Consider the following 16,778-nt stretch of genomic DNA (forward strand, 5'->3'; position numbering starts at 1 on the left):
ACCGGCGGCCATGCGCAGGTTCCGGGCGCGGCATGACACAGCGACTGCCAGGTGACGGCCGTAGTGCAGGGCGGCTGCCCGCATCGGGCTCAGGTTCCGGCGACGACTGCGGTCCGCAGGGGCCGACGTACCGGGTGAAGGGGGCCCGCAGCGGACGCCTCCTTGCTCAGCACCCGGCTGAGCCAGAACGAGGCCAGGGACGTCAGCACCACGTCCCATGGCTCAGGCCGCTCCGGCAGCGGGCGGCCAGGGAGCCGGACCACCGTGGCCCACCGCCGTGTGGGCGCCGAAACCTGCCATGGCGGCCAGATAGCCGTCCAGCGGCCGACCCTGCCCTGGGTGTGCCTACTTCTGTCCGGCGCGGATGCGGTCGGTCCCTCCCTCGCCCGGCGCCCGCTCGCCTCCGTCCTGGTGGCGCAGGCGTACCTCGACGTGACCGTCGACGATGCGGGTGTCGAAGGCGGGCTGGGGCGCGGTGGCGGGGCCGCGGACGTTCCAGCCGTCCGAGAGCCTGAAGACGCTGCCGTGCCAGGGGCACTGGACGCATCCGTCGGCAATGGTGCCCTCGGACAGCGGTCCCGCGAGGTGGCTGCACCGCTCGGCCAGGGCATGGATCGTCCCGCCGATTTCGCGCACGACCAGGACCGGTACGTCGTCCACGCTGCGCCGCACGGGCCGGCCGGCGGGGAACTCGTCCACGGCCCCGACCCGGTGCCAGCCTTCCGTGACGACGTGCGGGACCTCTTCGGCGTGGTTGGCGCCGCAAGCCTGCCGGTAGGCCAGGTGGCCGCCCAGCATGCCGCCGAGCCCGACGGCCGTCAGGCCCAGGAACCCGTACGCGCGGCCAAGACGCCAGCGGCCCTTGATGCGGCAGGTGAGCGAGGCGGCGTACAGGCCGACGGCCGCCGTGTTGGCCAGGGCGTGCACCAGCCCGACGCGCTGCTGCTGACGGTGCAGCTCCGCCCAGTCAACCGCGCCTGCCAGGGCCGCGGGCGCGGCAGCGGCCAGCCCCACGCCGACCAGCAGTCCCGCCTCGCGGGAGCGGCCGGGACGCGCATCGAGCACGGCCGCTGACAGCCAGCTCCCGATCGGCACCTGCACCATCAGCGGATGCACCGGGTGCCCAAGCCACCTGCCGTGCAGCACATCTCGGCCGCGCCCCAGCGGCAGCGACCGCATCCCCGTCCGCAGCGCGCCGATCACCGCATCGGCCCGCGGCTCCCGCTCCAGGCGGTCCAGCAGCCACAGAACCCGGCTCTGCCGCATCCGGCGGCGTGGCATGGTGCTCATGGACCGCCGGGTCCCCACCAGCACAGACGGCAAACGACACCGCTGTACCGGCGCGCCACGACTCAGCCGTCCGGCCGGATGACGGCGCGGACGCAGCCGTCCGCCTTCTGCTTGAACGTCTCGTATGCCCGAGGCGCCTTCCTCAGGGGCACCTCGTGGGTCGCCAGGTGCGACGTGAGGCCCGCAACGGACACCGAGTTCTCGTGTTGTGCCGCCCTCGGCCGGGGTACCCGCGCCTGGCCACGGGTGCCGGCGACGGTCGATGCCCGAGCCGGCCCCCTCATCGGCACACCGGGAGGAGCGGGCGATGCACGGGCACCGGACCATCGCGGACCAGACTCTTGATCAGCTGGGCGGCGAAAGCAGCGTCCTGGCACGACAACGCCGTGACCACGTCCAGCTGGAGCGGCTGATGGCTCAGTACCAGGACCTGGGAGACGGTGAGGACCGCGAACGGATCCTGAAGGAGACCGTCCAGCTCGTCTTCAGCCACGCCTTCGCGGAGGAGACCGTGCTGTGGCCGGCGGTGCGGCGCTGTGTTCCGGGCGGGGACGAGCTGACCGCCCGAGTGGAGGAAGAACACCAACAGATCAACGATCTCGTCACCGACATCGAACGCCTCGCTCCGGGCGATCCGGAGCGCGAACAGCGAGTACAGCAGGCATTCACCCTGATCCGACAGGACATCCGCGACGAGGAGGACCTTCTCCTGCCCCGGCTGCAGGACGCCGTGGACACCGCTGACCTGCGTCGACTCGGCAGATCCTGGGAACTGGTCCGGAAGACCGCACCCACCCACCCCCACCCCGTCGTCCCACGGCGCCCACCGGGCAACGCGGTCCTGGGCGTGCCGCTGAGTCTCTACGACCGGATACGCGACGCACTGGGCTTCGCCGCTTCCGCACCATCCCTGATCAAGAAGCTGTTCGGCGGACTGGCCGGGCTGCTCCTCTCCGCCGCTGCGGCCGTCACGACGGTGCGCAAACGGCGCTGAGCCACGCGCTCGCCGGCGCCGCGAGGGGGGGCCGGCACGGTTGCTCCGACGGCCGTGACATGGCCGTCGACCACGTGGGCCCGGTCAGTCGAAGACCGGTGCTCTGAGGGAGGGACCTCGCCGCCGTCCGGGCGTGTGCTGTAGCGGGCGTTGCCTGATGGCTGAAACATGGCAGGGTGCCCTGGCTCGCGGACTGCAGGACGGCGACGGGGTGCTTCGCCCGCCCGGACTTCCCACGAGAGAGTGCCCATGACGTTCAATCCTCTGGAGCAGCGGGGCATTCCGCTGGACCGCCAGGTGCGCAGCTGGCGCGAGCTGAATGTGGAGCCTGTCGACCCGGACCGCTGTGACCCGTACACCCGGTGCCGGATCATCACGATGAACGGCATCGAGGTGGAGGCGATCCTGTTCAGCCACCAGCTCGCCCGCAACACGGTCGACCCCGAGATCAAGCGGCAGCTGGCACGGGTCCGCTACATCGAGGCGCAGCAGCAGAAGGTGGTGAACTGGCTGCTGCCGGGTGTGTCGTCGGTGCTGGAGACGACGATTGCCTACGAGCAGGTCGCGGTCGACCTGACGGCGTGGGTGGCGCGGATGGAGCCGGATCCGTACCTGAAGCAGGCGTACCAGTTCGGTGTGCTGGAGGACTTCGACCACCTGTACCGGTACGCGAACCTGTACGAGATGATCGAGCACCGCAAGGCCGAGTCGATCGTCGACAACCTGACCGAGGTCATGCCTGGCCGGCCCACGAAGTTCCACCACCGCGATCCGGTGGACAACGTCCGCGACCCGTACGCCAAGGACGAGACCGACCCGCTGTCGAAGCTGCACGCACTGACGATCATGTCGGCGGAGCAGCAGACGATGAACTTCTACATGAACACCGGCCCCACCTACATGGAGCCGATCGCCCGCCAGCTGTACCAGGAGATCGGGCTGATCGAGGAGGAGCACGTCACCCACTACGAGTCGCTGGTCGACCCGGGTGAGACGTGGTGGGAGCAGTTGGTCAACCACGAGTACAACGAGTGCTATCTGTACTACTCCTTCATGGAGCAGGAGAGCGACCCCAAGGTGAAGGCGATCTGGGAGCTGCACCTGAACATGGAGCTGGAGCACCTTCACACGGCCTGCGACCTGATGCGCCGCCATGACGGCCGCGAGCCGCAGGAGATCCTGGCGCCGGAGCTGCCCAATGTGCTCACCTTCGAACCGAACAAGCAGTACCTGCGCGAGCTGCTGGACACCCAGATGGATCTGACCACGCTCGGTGCCGGCTACGTGCGTGAGGCGCACGAGCGGTTCGAGCAGATGCAGGAGCAGATCCACGGCGGCGAGGAGCCGCCGAGCGAGCGGGTCATGGCCGAGCACGACGAGATGTTCGGTCGCGAGTACCGGGTCCAGTCGGAGGGTGAGCACCCCGACCCGGCCATGCGTGAGAAGTAGGGGAGCCGAGATGTCCGAGCTGCACACCCCGCAGGCCGGGGACGACCAGGCCCAGGACACCGACGTGGTGGCGTTGCTGATGCGCCAGCACGGCGACATTCGCAACCTCTTCGACGAGGTCGAGGCCGCCACCGGTGAGGAGCGGCGCGACGCGTTCCGCCGCCTGGTGCGGCTGCTGGCCGTGCACGAGACCGCGGAGGAGGAAGTCGTCCATCCCTTCGCCCGACGCGGTTTCGAGGGCGGCGAGCAGGTCGTCGAAGACCGGCTCGCCGAAGAGCGCGCCGCGAAGGAGACCCTGGCCGCCCTGGACGAGATGGACACCGACGACCCCGAGTTCATGCCGCAGCTGATGCAGCTGCGCACGGACGTCCAGGAGCACGCCCGGGCGGAGGAACGCTACGAGTTCACCCACATCCGCCGCAGCACCGATGCCACCGCTCTCGCGGCCATGGCCAAGGCCGTCAAGGCCGCCGAAGCCATGGCTCCCACACGTCCCCACCCCGGCGTGGAGTCGGGTGCGGCGAACGTGGCGCTCGGCCCGGTTGCCGCACTGATGGACCGCACCAAGGACGCGGTACGCAAAGCCATGGGCAACAACGGCTGACCGGAAAGGGGCGGCCCGGCCCCTCGGGGCGGGCCGCAAGGCTCTGACGATTTTCGGCGACGGAGACTCCTCGTCTCACCGGTTCCCCTCTCGGGTCCGGCACCTCCTTGGTGCGGTCGCTTACCCACGCCGGGCACCTGACGGCTACCGCGGATCGGGTCGCCGGTGGCATCCGCGTTCGCTGGACAGATGGGCATTCCCGCTCGGCAGCACGTCGCCGCGGACGGCCGCGCCAAGCGATCCCGTATCGGTGGCCCTCGGCGCGCGGCGGCTTGCGCCCGGCTTGCGGGCGCCGGTCCGTCACTGACCAGCTGCCACAGATCCGGCCACCTGCTCACGGTCACCGACACGGTGGCCGAACGGCGACGCGCTTGGCCTCGCGGGCGGCGAACCCGCTGCAGCACTGCAACGGCCGCCCTGTTGCACCGCGTCTTGGTCGCCCGATCGCGCAAGCCACTCCGGCTGGAGACGGGCCTGACCCGGTGAGACCCATTTCGGTGCTCACCGGCCGAGGTCTTGGCCCGCACGTCACCTGGGGCGGTCAGCGGGGCAGCAGGCACGCCAGTGCGCTCAGGCCGGCAGCGCAAGCAAGGACGGCGCACGCCCCGGCAGCGTGCATGGTGAGGAGGCTGCGGCGCAACGTGGCGTACCGGTTTTCGTATTCCTGGCGGAGCTGTGTGGCTCGTTGGACGGTGTCGAGCAGCATCTGCCGGGTGAGGTCGATCCGGTGGCGGATGTAGTGGCGTGTGACGTCCTCGGCTTGGGCGGTGGTCAGCCAGGGCATCCGGGCGCAGAGGTCCTCGGCTTCGCGGCGTGCCTGGTCGTGGTGGGCGCGTGCGAGCAGGTAGCCCTCGACGTCGTCGGCCAGGGTGCGGTGCCCGTCGCCGTGCGAGGCGTCGGGTGCGCCGTGGCTCATGGCTGTGTGCCCTTGTGACTGTTGGCCTCCACGGCGTCGCGCCGGCCGAGGTTCTCGAGTTGTTCGATGTGGGAGATGTCGGGATGGTGGAGGTCGAAGGCGGGGGATTCGCTGCGGACGCGGGGCAGGGTGACGAAGTTGTGGCGGGGCGGTGGGCAGGACGTCGCCCATTCGAGGGAGCGTCCGTATCCCCAGGGGTCGTCGACCTCGACGCGTTTGCCGTGCTGAGCCGTCTTCCACACGTTGTAGAGGAAGGGCAGGGTGGACAGGCCGAGCAGGAAGGCGCCGATGGAGGAGACGGTGTTGAGGGCGGTGAAGCCGTCGGCGGCCAGGTAGTCCGCGTACCGTCGGGGCATGCCCTCGGCGCCGAGCCAGTGCTGCACCAGGAACGTGGTGTGGAAGCCGACGAACAGAGTCCAGAAGTGGATCTTCTCCAGGTGTGTGTCGAGCATGGTGCCGGTCATTTTGGGCCACCAGAAGCTAAAACCGCCGAACATCGCGAACACGATCGTGCCGAAGAGCACGTAGTGGAAGTGGGCGATCACGAAGTAGCTGTCGGTGACGTGGAAGTCCAGCGGCGGCGAGGCGAGGATGACTCCGGTCAGGCCGCCGAAGAGGAACGTGACCAGGAAGCCGGCCGCCCACAGCATCGGCGGCTCGAACGACAGGGAGCCCTTCCACATCGTGCCGATCCAGTTGAAGAATTTCACCCCGGTGGGCACGGCGATCAGGAAGCTCATGAAGGCGAAGAACGGCAGGAGCACGGCGCCGGTGGCGAACATGTGGTGCGCCCACACCGTCACGGACAGGCCGGTGATGGCGATGGTGGCGCCCACCAGGCCCATGTAGCCGAAGATCGGCTTGCGGGAGAAGACGGGGATGATCTCGCTGATCACTCCGAAGAACGGCAGGGCGAGGATGTACACCTCGGGATGGCCGAAGAACCAGAACAGGTGCTGCCACAGGATCGCGCCGCCGTTCTCGGCGTTGAACACCTGCGCTCCGAAGCGCCGGTCGGCCTCGAGCACCAGCAGTGCCGCCGCCAGGACGGGGAACGCCAGCAGGACGAGCACCGAGGTGAGCAGCACGTTCCAGGTGAAGATCGGCATCCGGAACATGGTCATGCCGGGGCCGCGCATGCACACGATGGTGGTCATGAAGTTGACCGCACCCAGGATCGTGCCGAACCCGGACAACGCCAGGCCCATGATCCACAAGTCACCGCCCACGTAGCCGGTACGGACGGGGCCGCTGAGCGGGGTGTAGGCGGTCCAGCCGAAGTCGGCCGCGCCCTGAGGGGTGAGGAAGCTGCCGAGCACGATCAGGCCGCCGAAGAGGAACAGCCAGTACGACAGCATGTTCAGCCGGGGGAACGCCACGTCCGGGGAACCGATCTGCAGGGGCATGATGGCGTTGGCGAAACCGGCGAAGGTCGGGGTGGCGAACAACAGCAGCATGAGAGTGCCGTGCATGGTGAACGCCTGGTTGTACTGCTCGTTGGACACGATCTGCAGCCCGGGCCGCGCCAGCTCCGCCCGGATCACCATCGCCAGCGCCCCGGCGATCAGGAAGAACACGAACGACGTGATCAGGTACAGGTGCCCGATCTTCTTGTGATCGGTCGTCGTCAGCCAGGAGACGATCACCTGCCCTCTGCCGCGACGCTCCGCCGCCGGGACTGGAGCAACAGGTTCGGTGTGTGTCGCCATCAATTCCTCAATCGGCAGCTTCAGGTGCAGACATCGGGCGGTAGGGCAACCAGGCAAGTTCCCGGCCGGCCGGCTCTCGTGCCGGGCAGCGGTAGCCAGGCAAGCGGGAAACTAGTCGTGGCGAGTCGTCAGCGCCGCCTGGAGAGGTCGTCTTGGGGACTGAATGGCCGACTGATCCATCCATCCGAGTGAGAGCCGGGTTCCGCTCACCTGGTGAGCCGCACGGGCTCTCCCGTCGCGGGACGGCCTGGTTCGCGGTACCCGGACGGTACGTGCGCCCGCGCGGTCCCCTCCCCTTGCGAAGGTGTCTCCGTGGCGCAACGCGACGACCGGCCCTCGGCTCCTGATCCGTCGCGGTGAAGCCTGCTGCTCGCCCTCTGCGGGACGGGGTCCGCTCACTCGACGGCCTCTACGGTGCGAACGCCCTGCGGTGTCCCGGGTGTGCTGGGAGTGCCCTGCCGTCCTTTGAGCGAGCGGTGTTCCCCGGAGCTCGTCGGAACCCGGTGCAGCAGCCCGTCGTCTCGTTCGCCGTACTGGGCGGTCCTCTCCGGCGGGGGTGAGTGAAGGTCTCGTCGAAGCAGAAACCCTCCCCGGCCGGCACCTGGCTGCCCACCGGCCGCCGTCCAAGGCGCAGATGCTCGTGCCGGGTCGCGCCGCGCGCACGTGATACAGCGCCGGCCGAGCGGTCGTGGTAGCCGGTGTCGTGGTCGTCGTTCATCCACTCAGCAGACGCCCAGCTACTCGTCGAGGAAGACCTCCGCATAGCCACGGTCGTTGGTGCGGTGCTGCAGCTGTTCCGCCCACAGCCCCTTGTCCTCGGCGACCACTCGGACGACCTTTTGCAGTTCCTTCCCGTCGAGCACTCGCCCGGGCGGGGAGAACGGCAAGTCCTCCCTCATCGTGCGTTACTTGCGGCGTTCATCGTGGTGGCTCCTGCCGGGGGCGGAGCGCAGCCAGGTGGTGATCCACCCGGTCTGCATCGCGGCGTCGAGGAGGTACGTGGGCCGGATTCGCCCCTTGGGTACGTAGATCAGGTCGATGGCCAGCAAGGTGAGTGAGGTGCCGAGACCGATGCGGCGGGCATGGGCCCAGCCCTGTGGGGCCGGAGCCGCCGCGAGTTGCGCGACGCCGGCGGAGACCAGCAGGCCGCCCGTCGTCATCTGCAGCCAGACGTCGGTCTTCGGGCCGAAGACCCACTCGAAGCTGCGCAGATGCAGCAGCGGCCAGAGCCCACCCACGACGTTGAATGCGCCGTGTGCCACCGCGACCGTGTTCGGCCGCTCGGGAACTCTCGCCTTGCCCATGGGCCGTCCCTTCGGATCCCTTGGCAGGGTCGGCCGGGTACCCTGCCGACCCTGTGGGAAACGAAGGCTCACGGGGCCGGCAAGATTCCCGGGGCCGCGCGGGGGCAGGTGGTGAAGCGCAGGCCGAGTGGGCCGGCGGTGACGGTCCAGGTGTCGTCCGCGATGCTCACGTCGGCCGTCACGACGCGCACTGTGTCAGACTGAACGGCCCGAACGGTGACCGGGGCCAGCGCCCGAGCACCAGGCGCGTCCCGGACGAGGTGCCCACGCCGGCGATCCAGCCGTCGAAGCGCGACCGCGACCCCACTGCCTCGGCGTGCCGCGGCGGCGGCTCATGGTGCTACCCCCCATACCGTCCTGGCGTCGGGACACACGGCCTGGACGCCCCGAGCCGCACGTGCCGCACTCCCTCCGAGAAGTGCACCAAGGGCTCGGCGGCGGGCGAGGGAAGGCTCGCCGCGGTGGTGAGCGTCTCGTCGAGCACCTCGACGACGGCCTCCGCCAGCGGCCAGGGCTCGTGCTCGACCGGCGTCTCCCAGAGCATGCCGAACCGGCGCGTGTACGCCCGCCAGCGCGAGGTCAGCCAGACGTCCTGCTCGTTGGGCGCTATCGGGGCGCCGGGCCGGACGACCAGGCGGTAGGAGGCGTCGCCGACCCATCTGGACCCCGTGTACGAAACGGCGTCCCCGGTCACGGAAACGCTCAGCGTGCCCGGGTTGTACGGCGTGCCCACGGCACGGGCCGCCAGCATCAGCGGGCACGCCACCTCGATGGACAGGAACCACAGCCCATCCCGCCCGTCCCTGTGACGGACGTAGGTCCGCAGGTTGGTCTCCGCGAACGCCGGAAGCCCGGGCAACCGGGCGGGCACGCCGGGCAGGCGCACGTCCGACATGACAAAGGGGGTCAGCCCGACCCACGCCGCCCCCTCGTACTCGTCCACCACCAGTTCCTCGGGCAGCAGCGCCTGGACCTCGTCCGACGGGAACGGCCAGTGGACGAACGTCTGCCTCAGCCAGCCGGCGTGAAGCGCGGGAAGGCGCACCCGCTGCTCCGCTCCATACGCGACCACACACGGCGAGTGTCCCCGCCCTGGCCGGAGCAAACGTGCAGGACAGGCGGGCGAACCGCTGCTCCATCGGGTCGGACCTGGATACTTGTTGTCGCCCACCCGCGCCGGCGGCGCGACGGGCACGCACCTTCGACCAGGCAGTGCCCGACCGGCGGCCGGCGACCACGGACCGCTGCCACGGGCACCGATGTCCCGCCGCGTCACAGAGGCGAGCGGCACGCCGCTCCACGCCCACCGCAGGCGGCTGTGAACGGGTTGACCAGGGCCACCGCAGCAGCGACGGCCGGCCACCTCTTCTTTGAACTCGCCGCAGGCGTCGGGATGCCCTTGGCGTCCGTTCTCGGACCGTTCACCGCAGCGACCGCGTGGACCGTCGGAACAGGAACGGCCTGGCGCACGGCCGGCACCCGACCCGCGTCCGCCGATTCCGCGTTCGCCGTGCTCAACAGCGTCAGCCTGGCCGCAGTGATCGCCCACCTGACGGCCTGGCCACGCCGGCGGACGCGGCTGGCGATCCCGTGGCTCGCGGACTGCGAAGGGCTCGGCCCGCGGCTCATGCCGTACTACAACCCGATCCTCTACGTCTCGGGTGCCGCGGCCGTCGCCGCTCTGGTGCTGGAAAACGACTCCGCTTCGCGGCGCCTGCCGCTGCTGACGTTTCCGCTCGTTCCCCTCCTCGTCGCTGCCCAGCGCGCGGAACACCGGCGACTGAAGGCGATCGCGGCAACACGCCCTGGCTGGTGGAACCGCCGCCTGGCTGGAACCGGACGATGCGCTGCACACCACGACTGATCAGTGCGTGTGGTGTCGGCCAGAGGCGACGACGGGCTGCTGCCCGGCCGCGCAGCTCGGGCAATCCGGGTCTGCCTGAGCGGTGCCGATGCTGATCAAGAGGAGACCGCCTCGCTCCGGCGACGCGCATGACGAGGTGGGGTGCGTACTTCGCTCTCGCCGTGCTCCAGCGCTGCCCGGCACGGCCGCGGCCCTTCATGAAGCCGAGTCACAGTTTGCGTGGCTCATCGTTTCTTGCCGGATCAGTGATCTCGATGCCCGCCGGGATGAAGCCGGTCTGCCCCTTGCCGGCCAGTTCTTTCAGGTGCTGCCGGTAGCGCTCCGGGGAGACGACCTTGACATTGAAGAGCATCCGGGCGTGGTCGACGCCGCAGAGCTCGGCGCACTTGCCCCGGAAGGTGCCCTCCCGGTTGGGCGTCACCTCGAAGGCGTTGACGTTGTGGCCGGGGAAGACGTCCTGCTTCATCAGGAACGGCAAGACCCAGAATGAATGGATGACGTCCCGGGAGGTGAGGATGAAGCGGACCTTCTCGCCCTTGGGCAGCCACAGTGTCGGGCCCGGGTTGCCGTTCTGCGGGTTGCGGGTGCCGGGGACCCCGACGTCGTAGACGCCCTCGGCGCCCGCGGGGAAGGCCCTGCCGTACTTGTCCGGAACGATCGCCATGTCCGGGTCGGCTTTGGCGTCACCTGTCTCGGCCCTGCCGTCCACGTTCTCGACGTAGTTGAAGCCCCAACTCCACTGGAAGCCGACCACACCGATGGTGTGAGCGGGCTTTTCGGAGAGTTTGAGGAGCTCGGACTCGTCCCGGGCGGTGAAGTAGAAAAGCACCGACACGATGAGCAGCGGGACCACGGTGTACAGCGCCTCGAGGGGCATGTTGTAGCGGGTCTGCGGGGGAACCTCGACCTTGGTCCTACTGCGGCGGTGAAAGATGACCGCCCACAGGATCAGCCCCCAGACCAGCGCGCCCACGGCGAGGGCCGCCGCCCAGGAACCCTGCCACAGGGAAAGGATCCGCGGCGCCTCTTCCGTGACCGGGGTGGGCATACCCAGGCGGGGGAAATCCTGCCATGTGTACTCGCAACCAGAAGCGGTCGCCAGGACCAGACCCGCAGACAGCGTCTGCAGCAGCCCCCGCCGCATCAGGCGCAGCGGCAAGCGGTCACAGCCGTTTCGACTCACGTAGCGCCTTCCCGAGAGTCCCGGCCCGCGGGTCGGAGCTCGGCTGCGGCCGCCTCACTGGTCGGTCACCGGCCCGACGCGGGCTACAGATGGATCTTTATGCGGACAAGACACTACTGAGGCTCGCGCCGAGAGAGTGCTCAACGCGCCGCCGGGCAGCCTCGGCGCGCGCAAAGTGTGCTCTTTCTGTCCGGACGTCACCAGCTGCCTCGGCCCCGTGTGCAATCGCCCAGGTCCGCGACCTCCGGCGGCACGGAACGCACGTGGTCCTCGAAGCCGTCGGCAACCCGCCTACGAGCAGGCCCTTGGCGTCGTCCGTCCCGGCGGCGTCATCAGCCGTGTCGGCGTCCCGCAGTACGAGGAGGCGCTGGGCCGACGCGCGCGGCCGCCCGGACCGCGAAGGTGCTCCGGCCACAGGGCGTCATCCCGATCGACCGGGGTACTCCGGATGGGTCCGGGTCAACCGGATGGCACAGTTCTCAGTCGACAGGCGGGCCTGTCCCCGTCGGGCAAGGACCAGCATGGCTGCCTTCGACGACGATGCCCTTGACGTGCAGTTCATCGGCACTGCGACGCTCCTTCTGCGGTATGGCGACCTGACCCTGCTCACCGACCCGAATTTCCTGCATCGCGGCGAGCGCGCCCACCTGGGGTACGGGTTGACGAGCCGGCGTCTGACCGAGCCGTTCCTGGGCGTGAAAGACCTCCCGCCGCTGGACGCCGTGGTCCTCTCCCACCTGCACGGCGACCACTGGGACCGCGCGGCCAGGCGACAGCTGGAACACTCGATTCCGATCGTCACCACCCCGCATGCGGCCCGCCACCTGCGCACCTGGCAGGGGTTCGACCAGGCCGGCGGCCTGCGGACCTGGGAGAGCTGCGTTTTCCGTCGGGGCGGCTCACAGGTCCGGGTGACGGCACTGCCCGGCCGCCACTCCCTGCAGCCCGTGCTGCGCCGGCTGCTGCCGCCGGTGATGGGCAGCATGCTGGAGTTCGGCCCCCGCGACGGGCCGGTCCGCCTGCGGCTGTATCTCTCGGGCGACACGCTCCTGTACGAGGGCCTCGACGAGATCGCCCGCCGCTTCCCCGACACCGAACTGGCCGTGCTCCACCTGGGCGGTACACAACTGCCCGGTGGCTTCGTCGTGACCATGGACGGCGCGCAGGGCGCCGAACTCGCCCGTCGGCTCGGCTGTCCCCGCGTCCTGCCGGTCCATTACGACGACTACTCCGTCTTCCGCTCGCCCCTCGAGGAGTTTCTCACCGCGGCCGACCGACTCGGGCTGGGGGAGCGACTGGTCCACTGCGCCCGCGGCCGGCATGCCCGCGTGGTGCCTGGCGGCGATGCGCCCACGGTCCGCTGACCGCTGCCGACCGCGCGACGGCGCCCGGACGCAGGTGCGCGCGCTGCGGCGGACCCGGCCGAAGCCCTGTTGGTGCGAGGTGCTGGTGGGCGGCCCTGGCGGGTACGGCTCCCGGACTCCCAGGACGTATTCGGCTACGGGCGCTGCGAGCACGTCCAGCAGAGCCGCCACAGGACGGAAGACCAGCAAGTGGCCCGGGGCCGGAGAGCGCGAAGACCCGGAGGCCGCGCCGGGGACGGCCGGGCGCAGGAACCCACAGAGCAAGGCCGAGCGGGTGGCCAGGACAAGCAACAGCGGAGCCTACGCCTACCCGGCCCTCGGCCGGAAGCGCCTCCCGGCGCAGCGCCCGGGTGAGACACCGCGCCAGGCCGCACCCAGCGGCCGCGGCCTGGCGTGGTGAACCCGCGGCACAGGGGTACTCGCCGTGCCATGGTCAAGCAGTCGCTGTGGCAGGGGCTGGTCGCGGGGACAGCCGGAGGCATCGTGATGACACTCGGTGAAAAGATCGAGCAGGCTCTCACCGGCCGGCCTGACTCCCATGTACCCGCACGAGTCCTCCAACGCCTGACCGGCCTGCCCGAACGCCCCGGCAAGCAGCCACTGCCGGTCAACTGGGCCATGCACCACGGCCAGGCCGCCCTCCTCGGCGTGTTGCGCTCGGTCATGGCCAACGCCGGTCTGCGCGGTCCGGTCGCCTCCGCCCAGTTCGCCGTCGTCCGCCTCACGAACGACCAGATCCTGGAGAACGCCACCGGCGTCGGCGCCCCGCCTCCCGGCTGGCCTCGCAAGGAGCTGGTCGTGGACCTGCTGCACAAGGCCGTCTACGCCTTCGTCACCGGCGCCGTGGCCGACGCCCTCGCCGCCCGCGGCGGGCCCGGACCCGGTCAACGTCATGCCGCCCTGCGCCCTGGCCGTCACCCCGACGTGAGCCCCCTGCCCCGCACGGACGCCCACGGACGGTGATCCCGGCCTCTCGGCAGTCTGTCGCTCCGTGTCCGCCGGCGACGGGGTGAACGTGATGCCGGCGCCCCGGGGGGTCTTTGCGGTGTCCATGATCTGCAACGCGGCCGGATCACGCGAGCGATCGGCAGGGCCGCCACGGGTTCTTCCCACCTGGTGGTGGGGGCAGGACAAACCAGACCGCATGCAGCATCGAGGCAGCACTTGACTGACTCGGCCGGGGCACTCGGTGACCGTCGACAGGTTCGAGACCCCTAAGGGAAATCATGAGCGCGACAGCACGAGGCGCCGGCGACGGTCAGACGCGGCAGAGAAGGCTGGACATCTTTCTCAATGATCACCTGGCCGGTGCGACGGCCGGTGCAGAGCTCGCCCGGCGCATGGCCCAGGAGCACGGAGGTTCGGCGTACGGCAACGACTTGAAGAACCTGGCGGCGGAGATCTCGCAGGACCGCCGGACCCTGCTGCGGCTGATGGCGGACCTCGACGTTCCCGTGAAGCACTACAAGGTCTACGGGGCATGGCTGGGCGAGAAGATCGGACGTGTGAAGCCCAACGGCCGCCTGCTGCGTCGCTCCGGCCTCACCGCGCTGGTCGAGCTCGAAGCACTGCGGCTGGGGGCGCAGGGCAAGGCGCTGCTCTGGCGCGCCCTGCTGTTGACGGCGGCACAGGACTCACGCCTGGTCTCCGACCGGCTGGAGCAGCTGCTGCAAAGGGTCGGGCAGCAGATCGAGACGTTGGATTCCCTGCACGACAGGGCCGCAACGGCACTGCTGTCCACCACCCCACCGCTGGAAGCGACATCAGAATCTGCCATCGGGGAGGACACACCCTCGTGATCACGCCTGAGCAGCATGGGCGTTGAGGTGCCGTCTTCTGCGTCGTGGGTCAGGGGCTCTGCGGTCGGTGAGGAAGAGCGGGCCGTGGGTGCGGTCGTCGATGAGCCAGGGCAGGAGCCGGGCGGTGCCGGACTGCAGATTCACGGGACATGGGTACGCCTTCGCATCGCTGAGCGGATCAGCCGCAACCGCGGCTCCGTGCCGGCCGGGCCGCGGTCGCTGCCCGGTAGCCTGCGGCAGCTGTACGGCCGAACAACGGCCGGACGTGCTCGGATGCCAGAACCACATCATGCCCCTGGCACGAAGTCCTCACCGATCCTCTGGGTGAGCTGCTGGTATTCGGTGTCGAGAACCAGGGAGGCTTCTACTGGGGCCTGCCATGGACCCTGGAGCAGCCGGAGGACGATCCGACCGTCTGGTTTTGCGAGTTCGACAAGAAGCCGGTGGCCGAGCAGGAGCCGCTCAGCGGCTCCCTCCTCCAGTTCTCCCTCTTCGAAGCCGCCATGAGCGCCCACTACGTGGGCCTCGCCACCCTCAGCGACCATCAAGTAGCGCAGCTCACCGTACCTCTGCAGCGGGTCCCGCTGCGGCCCTTCTGGCCTCGGGCCTCCATCCGCTTCTACGTCGCCCCAGGTCTCGTCCTGTACCTCGGCGACGCCGTGGAAGTGGGCAAGTTCGATCTGTGGGCCGGTGCCACACGCCGCAGCGCTCTGCAGGCCCTCGCGGAATCCGACGTCAAGTGGAGCCGCTTCGACGGCTGACAGCCGTCAGATGTCCGTCGTACCGGGCGAGGACCGCTCCACGAGTTCGTGGACAGCGCAGAGCCGACCTGCGAGACCAGCCGTCTGTCGGGACACCGCAACAGGTAGCCGGCTCACCGCCTGGGATCCGCGAAGCCCCGGGGGGAGAAATCTGCTGCCCAACGCCATTGCGGGTAGCACATAGTGGAGCCACACATCACCGATCAACCTGGAGCAAGCGGCCGTGACGACCGTGCACAGCGAACCTTCCACCGAGCGGATCCCCGGGCGGGCCTGGACCGTCCGCATCGTCGGCCACGGCCGAACCTCCGCCTCGGTCACCTGCAGCACCGCGGCGTGCCGGATGCCGCCCCGCTCCGAGGACCTCGCCGCGCTGCGCGCCTTCGCCGCCCGGCACGCCGCCGCCCACGCAAAGGCGGCCAACGTCCGCCCCAACGCCTGGTGCCACTGCGGCTCCCAGCACTGCGGCGCCCACCCCGACACCAAGACGCACTGCTCCGGCGCCGTACTGATGATCCTGCGCCACGACCCGGTCATGCGCCGCGTGTGGAGCGTCGAAGAAGTCTGCGAAACCTGCGCGCCGCTGATCCCGAACGCCACCGTCCTGGCCCGCGCCGAACGACCCCGCCGCACCCCCGACCGGCCCACCACGCAGGCGCCTGCCCCCGTGCGGCCGTCCATCGCGGGCGGCTTCTCCTCGCCCGTCGCCCCCGGCGAGCCCGCGCCCGTGCGACGCTCCCGGCGCAGCACCCAGCACCCAGCGCCCCCGGCCCCGGCGGCCCGGCCAGGGACGCTGAGGCACGAGACCCGCGCCGGTGACTGAGTCGCTGCCCCGCCTCGTCCAATCAGGCCTGCTGAAGGTAAGTGCTGGTGTACGCCTGGGTGTCGCGCACCAGCATGCGGGATCCCGGTCCGCTTCGCCTCGCGGGACGCTGCTGCTGACCGGCGCGGCCGCAATCCCGCTGGGCGGGACGTCGTCGACCGCCGCGGCGCCACCCCGTTCCCGGTACGGGCAGGCTGCTGTCAGCCGCCGTCCCCGGGCCGCGCGGCGCCCCCCGCCGCTCGAGCAGAAGGCCCCGTGGAGGTGAGGACTTCCGCCAGGCCCGCTTGTCCGGGACGGGCAGGAAGCGGTCGCTGTACTTCGGTGGGGGAGCTGACGAGCGGTGCGTCGACTGCTCCACCATCGAGCCGGCGAAGCGGTCGGCGCGGCGTTCTTGGGCAAGTCCGTGCAGACTCTGCTCGGCGACAACTAACCGATAGTGGGGGTTCGGTGAGCAAGAGAACGATCCTGGGGGCCGCGGTGCTGTTGGCTGCGGCCACCGGGTGCGGTGGGGAAGATGACTCGGCGGCGCAGGAGAGATCGCACCGGATCGCCGGCCGTGCCACAAAAAGTGGCCGATCGCCAGCGACGGGCGGCGGATCCATGCGGACCGCCGCCTCTGCATGACCGCCACCCCGCGCGTCTTTCGCCGCCCTTGAGCTGACCGAGTCCGCCGACCTGACCCGTCCGCGCCGCCGCCGTGGCGTGGCGGGGCCGGACG

General features: G+C 70.0%; 17 protein-coding genes and 1 pseudogene. 9 read left to right on the forward strand and 9 right to left on the reverse strand.

Annotated features, from left to right (window positions below; translation table 11 throughout):
• Nucleotides 1-345 precede the first annotated feature (345 nt).
• Nucleotides 346-1,266, reverse strand: coding sequence for a Rieske (2Fe-2S) protein (locus IE260_RS25775; protein WP_189875976.1), 921 nt, complete (start codon nt 1,264-1,266; stop codon nt 346-348).
• A 331-nt stretch (nt 1,267-1,597) separates the two neighbouring features.
• Here IE260_RS25775 and IE260_RS25780 point away from each other — a divergent pair, with 331 nt between their 5' ends.
• The 3 genes from IE260_RS25780 (at nt 1,598) to IE260_RS25790 (ending at nt 4,337) form a co-directional block, all read left to right on the forward strand.
• Nucleotides 1,598-2,284 carry a hemerythrin domain-containing protein gene (locus IE260_RS25780; RefSeq protein ID WP_189875856.1) on the forward strand — a complete coding sequence of 229 codons (687 nt, stop codon included), beginning with the start codon at nt 1,598-1,600 and terminating at the stop codon, nt 2,282-2,284.
• 249 nt (nt 2,285-2,533) lie between these two features.
• Nucleotides 2,534-3,733 (forward strand): hypothetical protein, encoded by a 1,200-nt coding sequence (locus IE260_RS25785; protein WP_189875857.1) that lies wholly within the window; start codon nt 2,534-2,536, stop codon nt 3,731-3,733.
• Nucleotides 3,734-3,743: 10 nt separating this feature from the next.
• Nucleotides 3,744-4,337, forward strand: coding sequence for a hemerythrin domain-containing protein (locus tag IE260_RS25790; RefSeq protein WP_189875858.1), 594 nt, complete (start codon nt 3,744-3,746; stop codon nt 4,335-4,337).
• A 541-nt stretch (nt 4,338-4,878) separates the two neighbouring features.
• Here the strand turns inward: IE260_RS25790 and IE260_RS25795 are convergent.
• From IE260_RS25795 to IE260_RS25815, 6 genes and pseudogenes are all read right to left on the reverse strand, one after another.
• Entirely contained in the window at nt 4,879-5,253 is a 375-nt protein-coding gene (locus IE260_RS25795) for a hypothetical protein (RefSeq protein WP_189875859.1), read from the reverse strand.
• Complete coding sequence (gene ctaD / locus IE260_RS25800; RefSeq protein WP_189875861.1) at nt 5,250-6,962, reverse strand: aa3-type cytochrome oxidase subunit I; 1,713 nt, start codon at nt 6,960-6,962, stop codon at nt 5,250-5,252. The genes IE260_RS25795 and ctaD overlap by 4 nt, the downstream gene beginning before the upstream one ends.
• A 737-nt stretch (nt 6,963-7,699) precedes the next feature.
• Nucleotides 7,700-7,861: a hypothetical protein gene (locus IE260_RS25805; RefSeq protein WP_189875863.1), complete on the reverse strand. Its 162-nt coding sequence runs from the start codon at nt 7,859-7,861 to the stop codon at nt 7,700-7,702.
• Nucleotides 7,862-7,867: 6 nt separating this feature from the next.
• Entirely contained in the window at nt 7,868-8,266 is a 399-nt protein-coding gene (locus IE260_RS25810; protein ID WP_189875865.1) for a hypothetical protein, read from the reverse strand.
• An 80-nt stretch (nt 8,267-8,346) separates the two neighbouring features.
• Nucleotides 8,347-8,573: pseudogene (locus IE260_RS43140) on the reverse strand (hypothetical protein); the annotation flags it as partial.
• A gap of 33 nt (nt 8,574-8,606) precedes the next feature.
• Nucleotides 8,607-9,338, reverse strand: a complete 732-nt coding sequence (locus IE260_RS25815) for a YqjF family protein (protein WP_229881249.1) — start codon at nt 9,336-9,338, stop codon at nt 8,607-8,609.
• Nucleotides 9,339-9,584: 246 nt separating this feature from the next.
• On the opposite strand from IE260_RS25815, the gene IE260_RS25820 reads away from it, so the two are divergent.
• Nucleotides 9,585-10,130 (forward strand): hypothetical protein, encoded by a 546-nt coding sequence (locus IE260_RS25820; protein ID WP_189875867.1) that lies wholly within the window; start codon nt 9,585-9,587, stop codon nt 10,128-10,130.
• A 208-nt stretch (nt 10,131-10,338) separates the two neighbouring features.
• On the opposite strand, the gene ctaC is transcribed toward IE260_RS25820, so the two are convergent.
• On the reverse strand, nt 10,339-11,313 hold the full coding sequence (gene ctaC / locus IE260_RS25825) for an aa3-type cytochrome oxidase subunit II (RefSeq protein ID WP_189875869.1): 975 nt from the start codon (nt 11,311-11,313) through the stop codon (nt 10,339-10,341).
• Between the two features lie 521 nt (nt 11,314-11,834).
• Here ctaC and IE260_RS25830 point away from each other — a divergent pair.
• The 3 genes from IE260_RS25830 to IE260_RS25840 all read left to right on the forward strand — a co-directional run bounded on the left by IE260_RS25830 (nt 11,835) and on the right by IE260_RS25840 (nt 14,476).
• Nucleotides 11,835-12,677 (forward strand): MBL fold metallo-hydrolase, encoded by an 843-nt coding sequence (locus IE260_RS25830; RefSeq protein ID WP_189875870.1) that lies wholly within the window; start codon nt 11,835-11,837, stop codon nt 12,675-12,677.
• Nucleotides 12,678-13,106: 429 nt separating this feature from the next.
• A complete protein-coding gene (locus IE260_RS25835) occupies nt 13,107-13,640 on the forward strand; it encodes a hypothetical protein (RefSeq protein WP_189875872.1) in 534 nt (177 codons plus the stop codon).
• A gap of 263 nt (nt 13,641-13,903) precedes the next feature.
• Complete coding sequence (locus IE260_RS25840; RefSeq protein WP_189875873.1) at nt 13,904-14,476, forward strand: hypothetical protein; 573 nt, start codon at nt 13,904-13,906, stop codon at nt 14,474-14,476.
• Here IE260_RS25840 and IE260_RS25845 read toward each other — a convergent pair whose 3' ends face one another.
• Nucleotides 14,477-14,620: a hypothetical protein gene (locus IE260_RS25845; RefSeq protein ID WP_189875991.1), complete on the reverse strand. Its 144-nt coding sequence runs from the start codon at nt 14,618-14,620 to the stop codon at nt 14,477-14,479.
• 299 nt (nt 14,621-14,919) lie between these two features.
• Here IE260_RS25845 and IE260_RS25850 point away from each other — a divergent pair, with 299 nt between their 5' ends.
• Both IE260_RS25850 and IE260_RS25855 read left to right on the forward strand, forming a co-directional pair.
• Nucleotides 14,920-15,237, forward strand: coding sequence for a hypothetical protein (locus tag IE260_RS25850; protein ID WP_189875876.1), 318 nt, complete (start codon nt 14,920-14,922; stop codon nt 15,235-15,237).
• Between the two features lie 223 nt (nt 15,238-15,460).
• The gene (locus IE260_RS25855; RefSeq protein ID WP_189875878.1) at nt 15,461-16,060 is read left to right on the forward strand and encodes a hypothetical protein; all 600 of its coding nucleotides are present in this window, start codon (nt 15,461-15,463) and stop codon (nt 16,058-16,060) included.
• Nucleotides 16,061-16,778: the final 718 nt, after the last annotated feature.

It is taken from the genome of Streptomyces viridiviolaceus (genome assembly GCF_014650995.1).
Classification (GTDB): Bacteria; Actinomycetota; Actinomycetes; order Streptomycetales; family Streptomycetaceae; genus Streptomyces; species Streptomyces viridiviolaceus.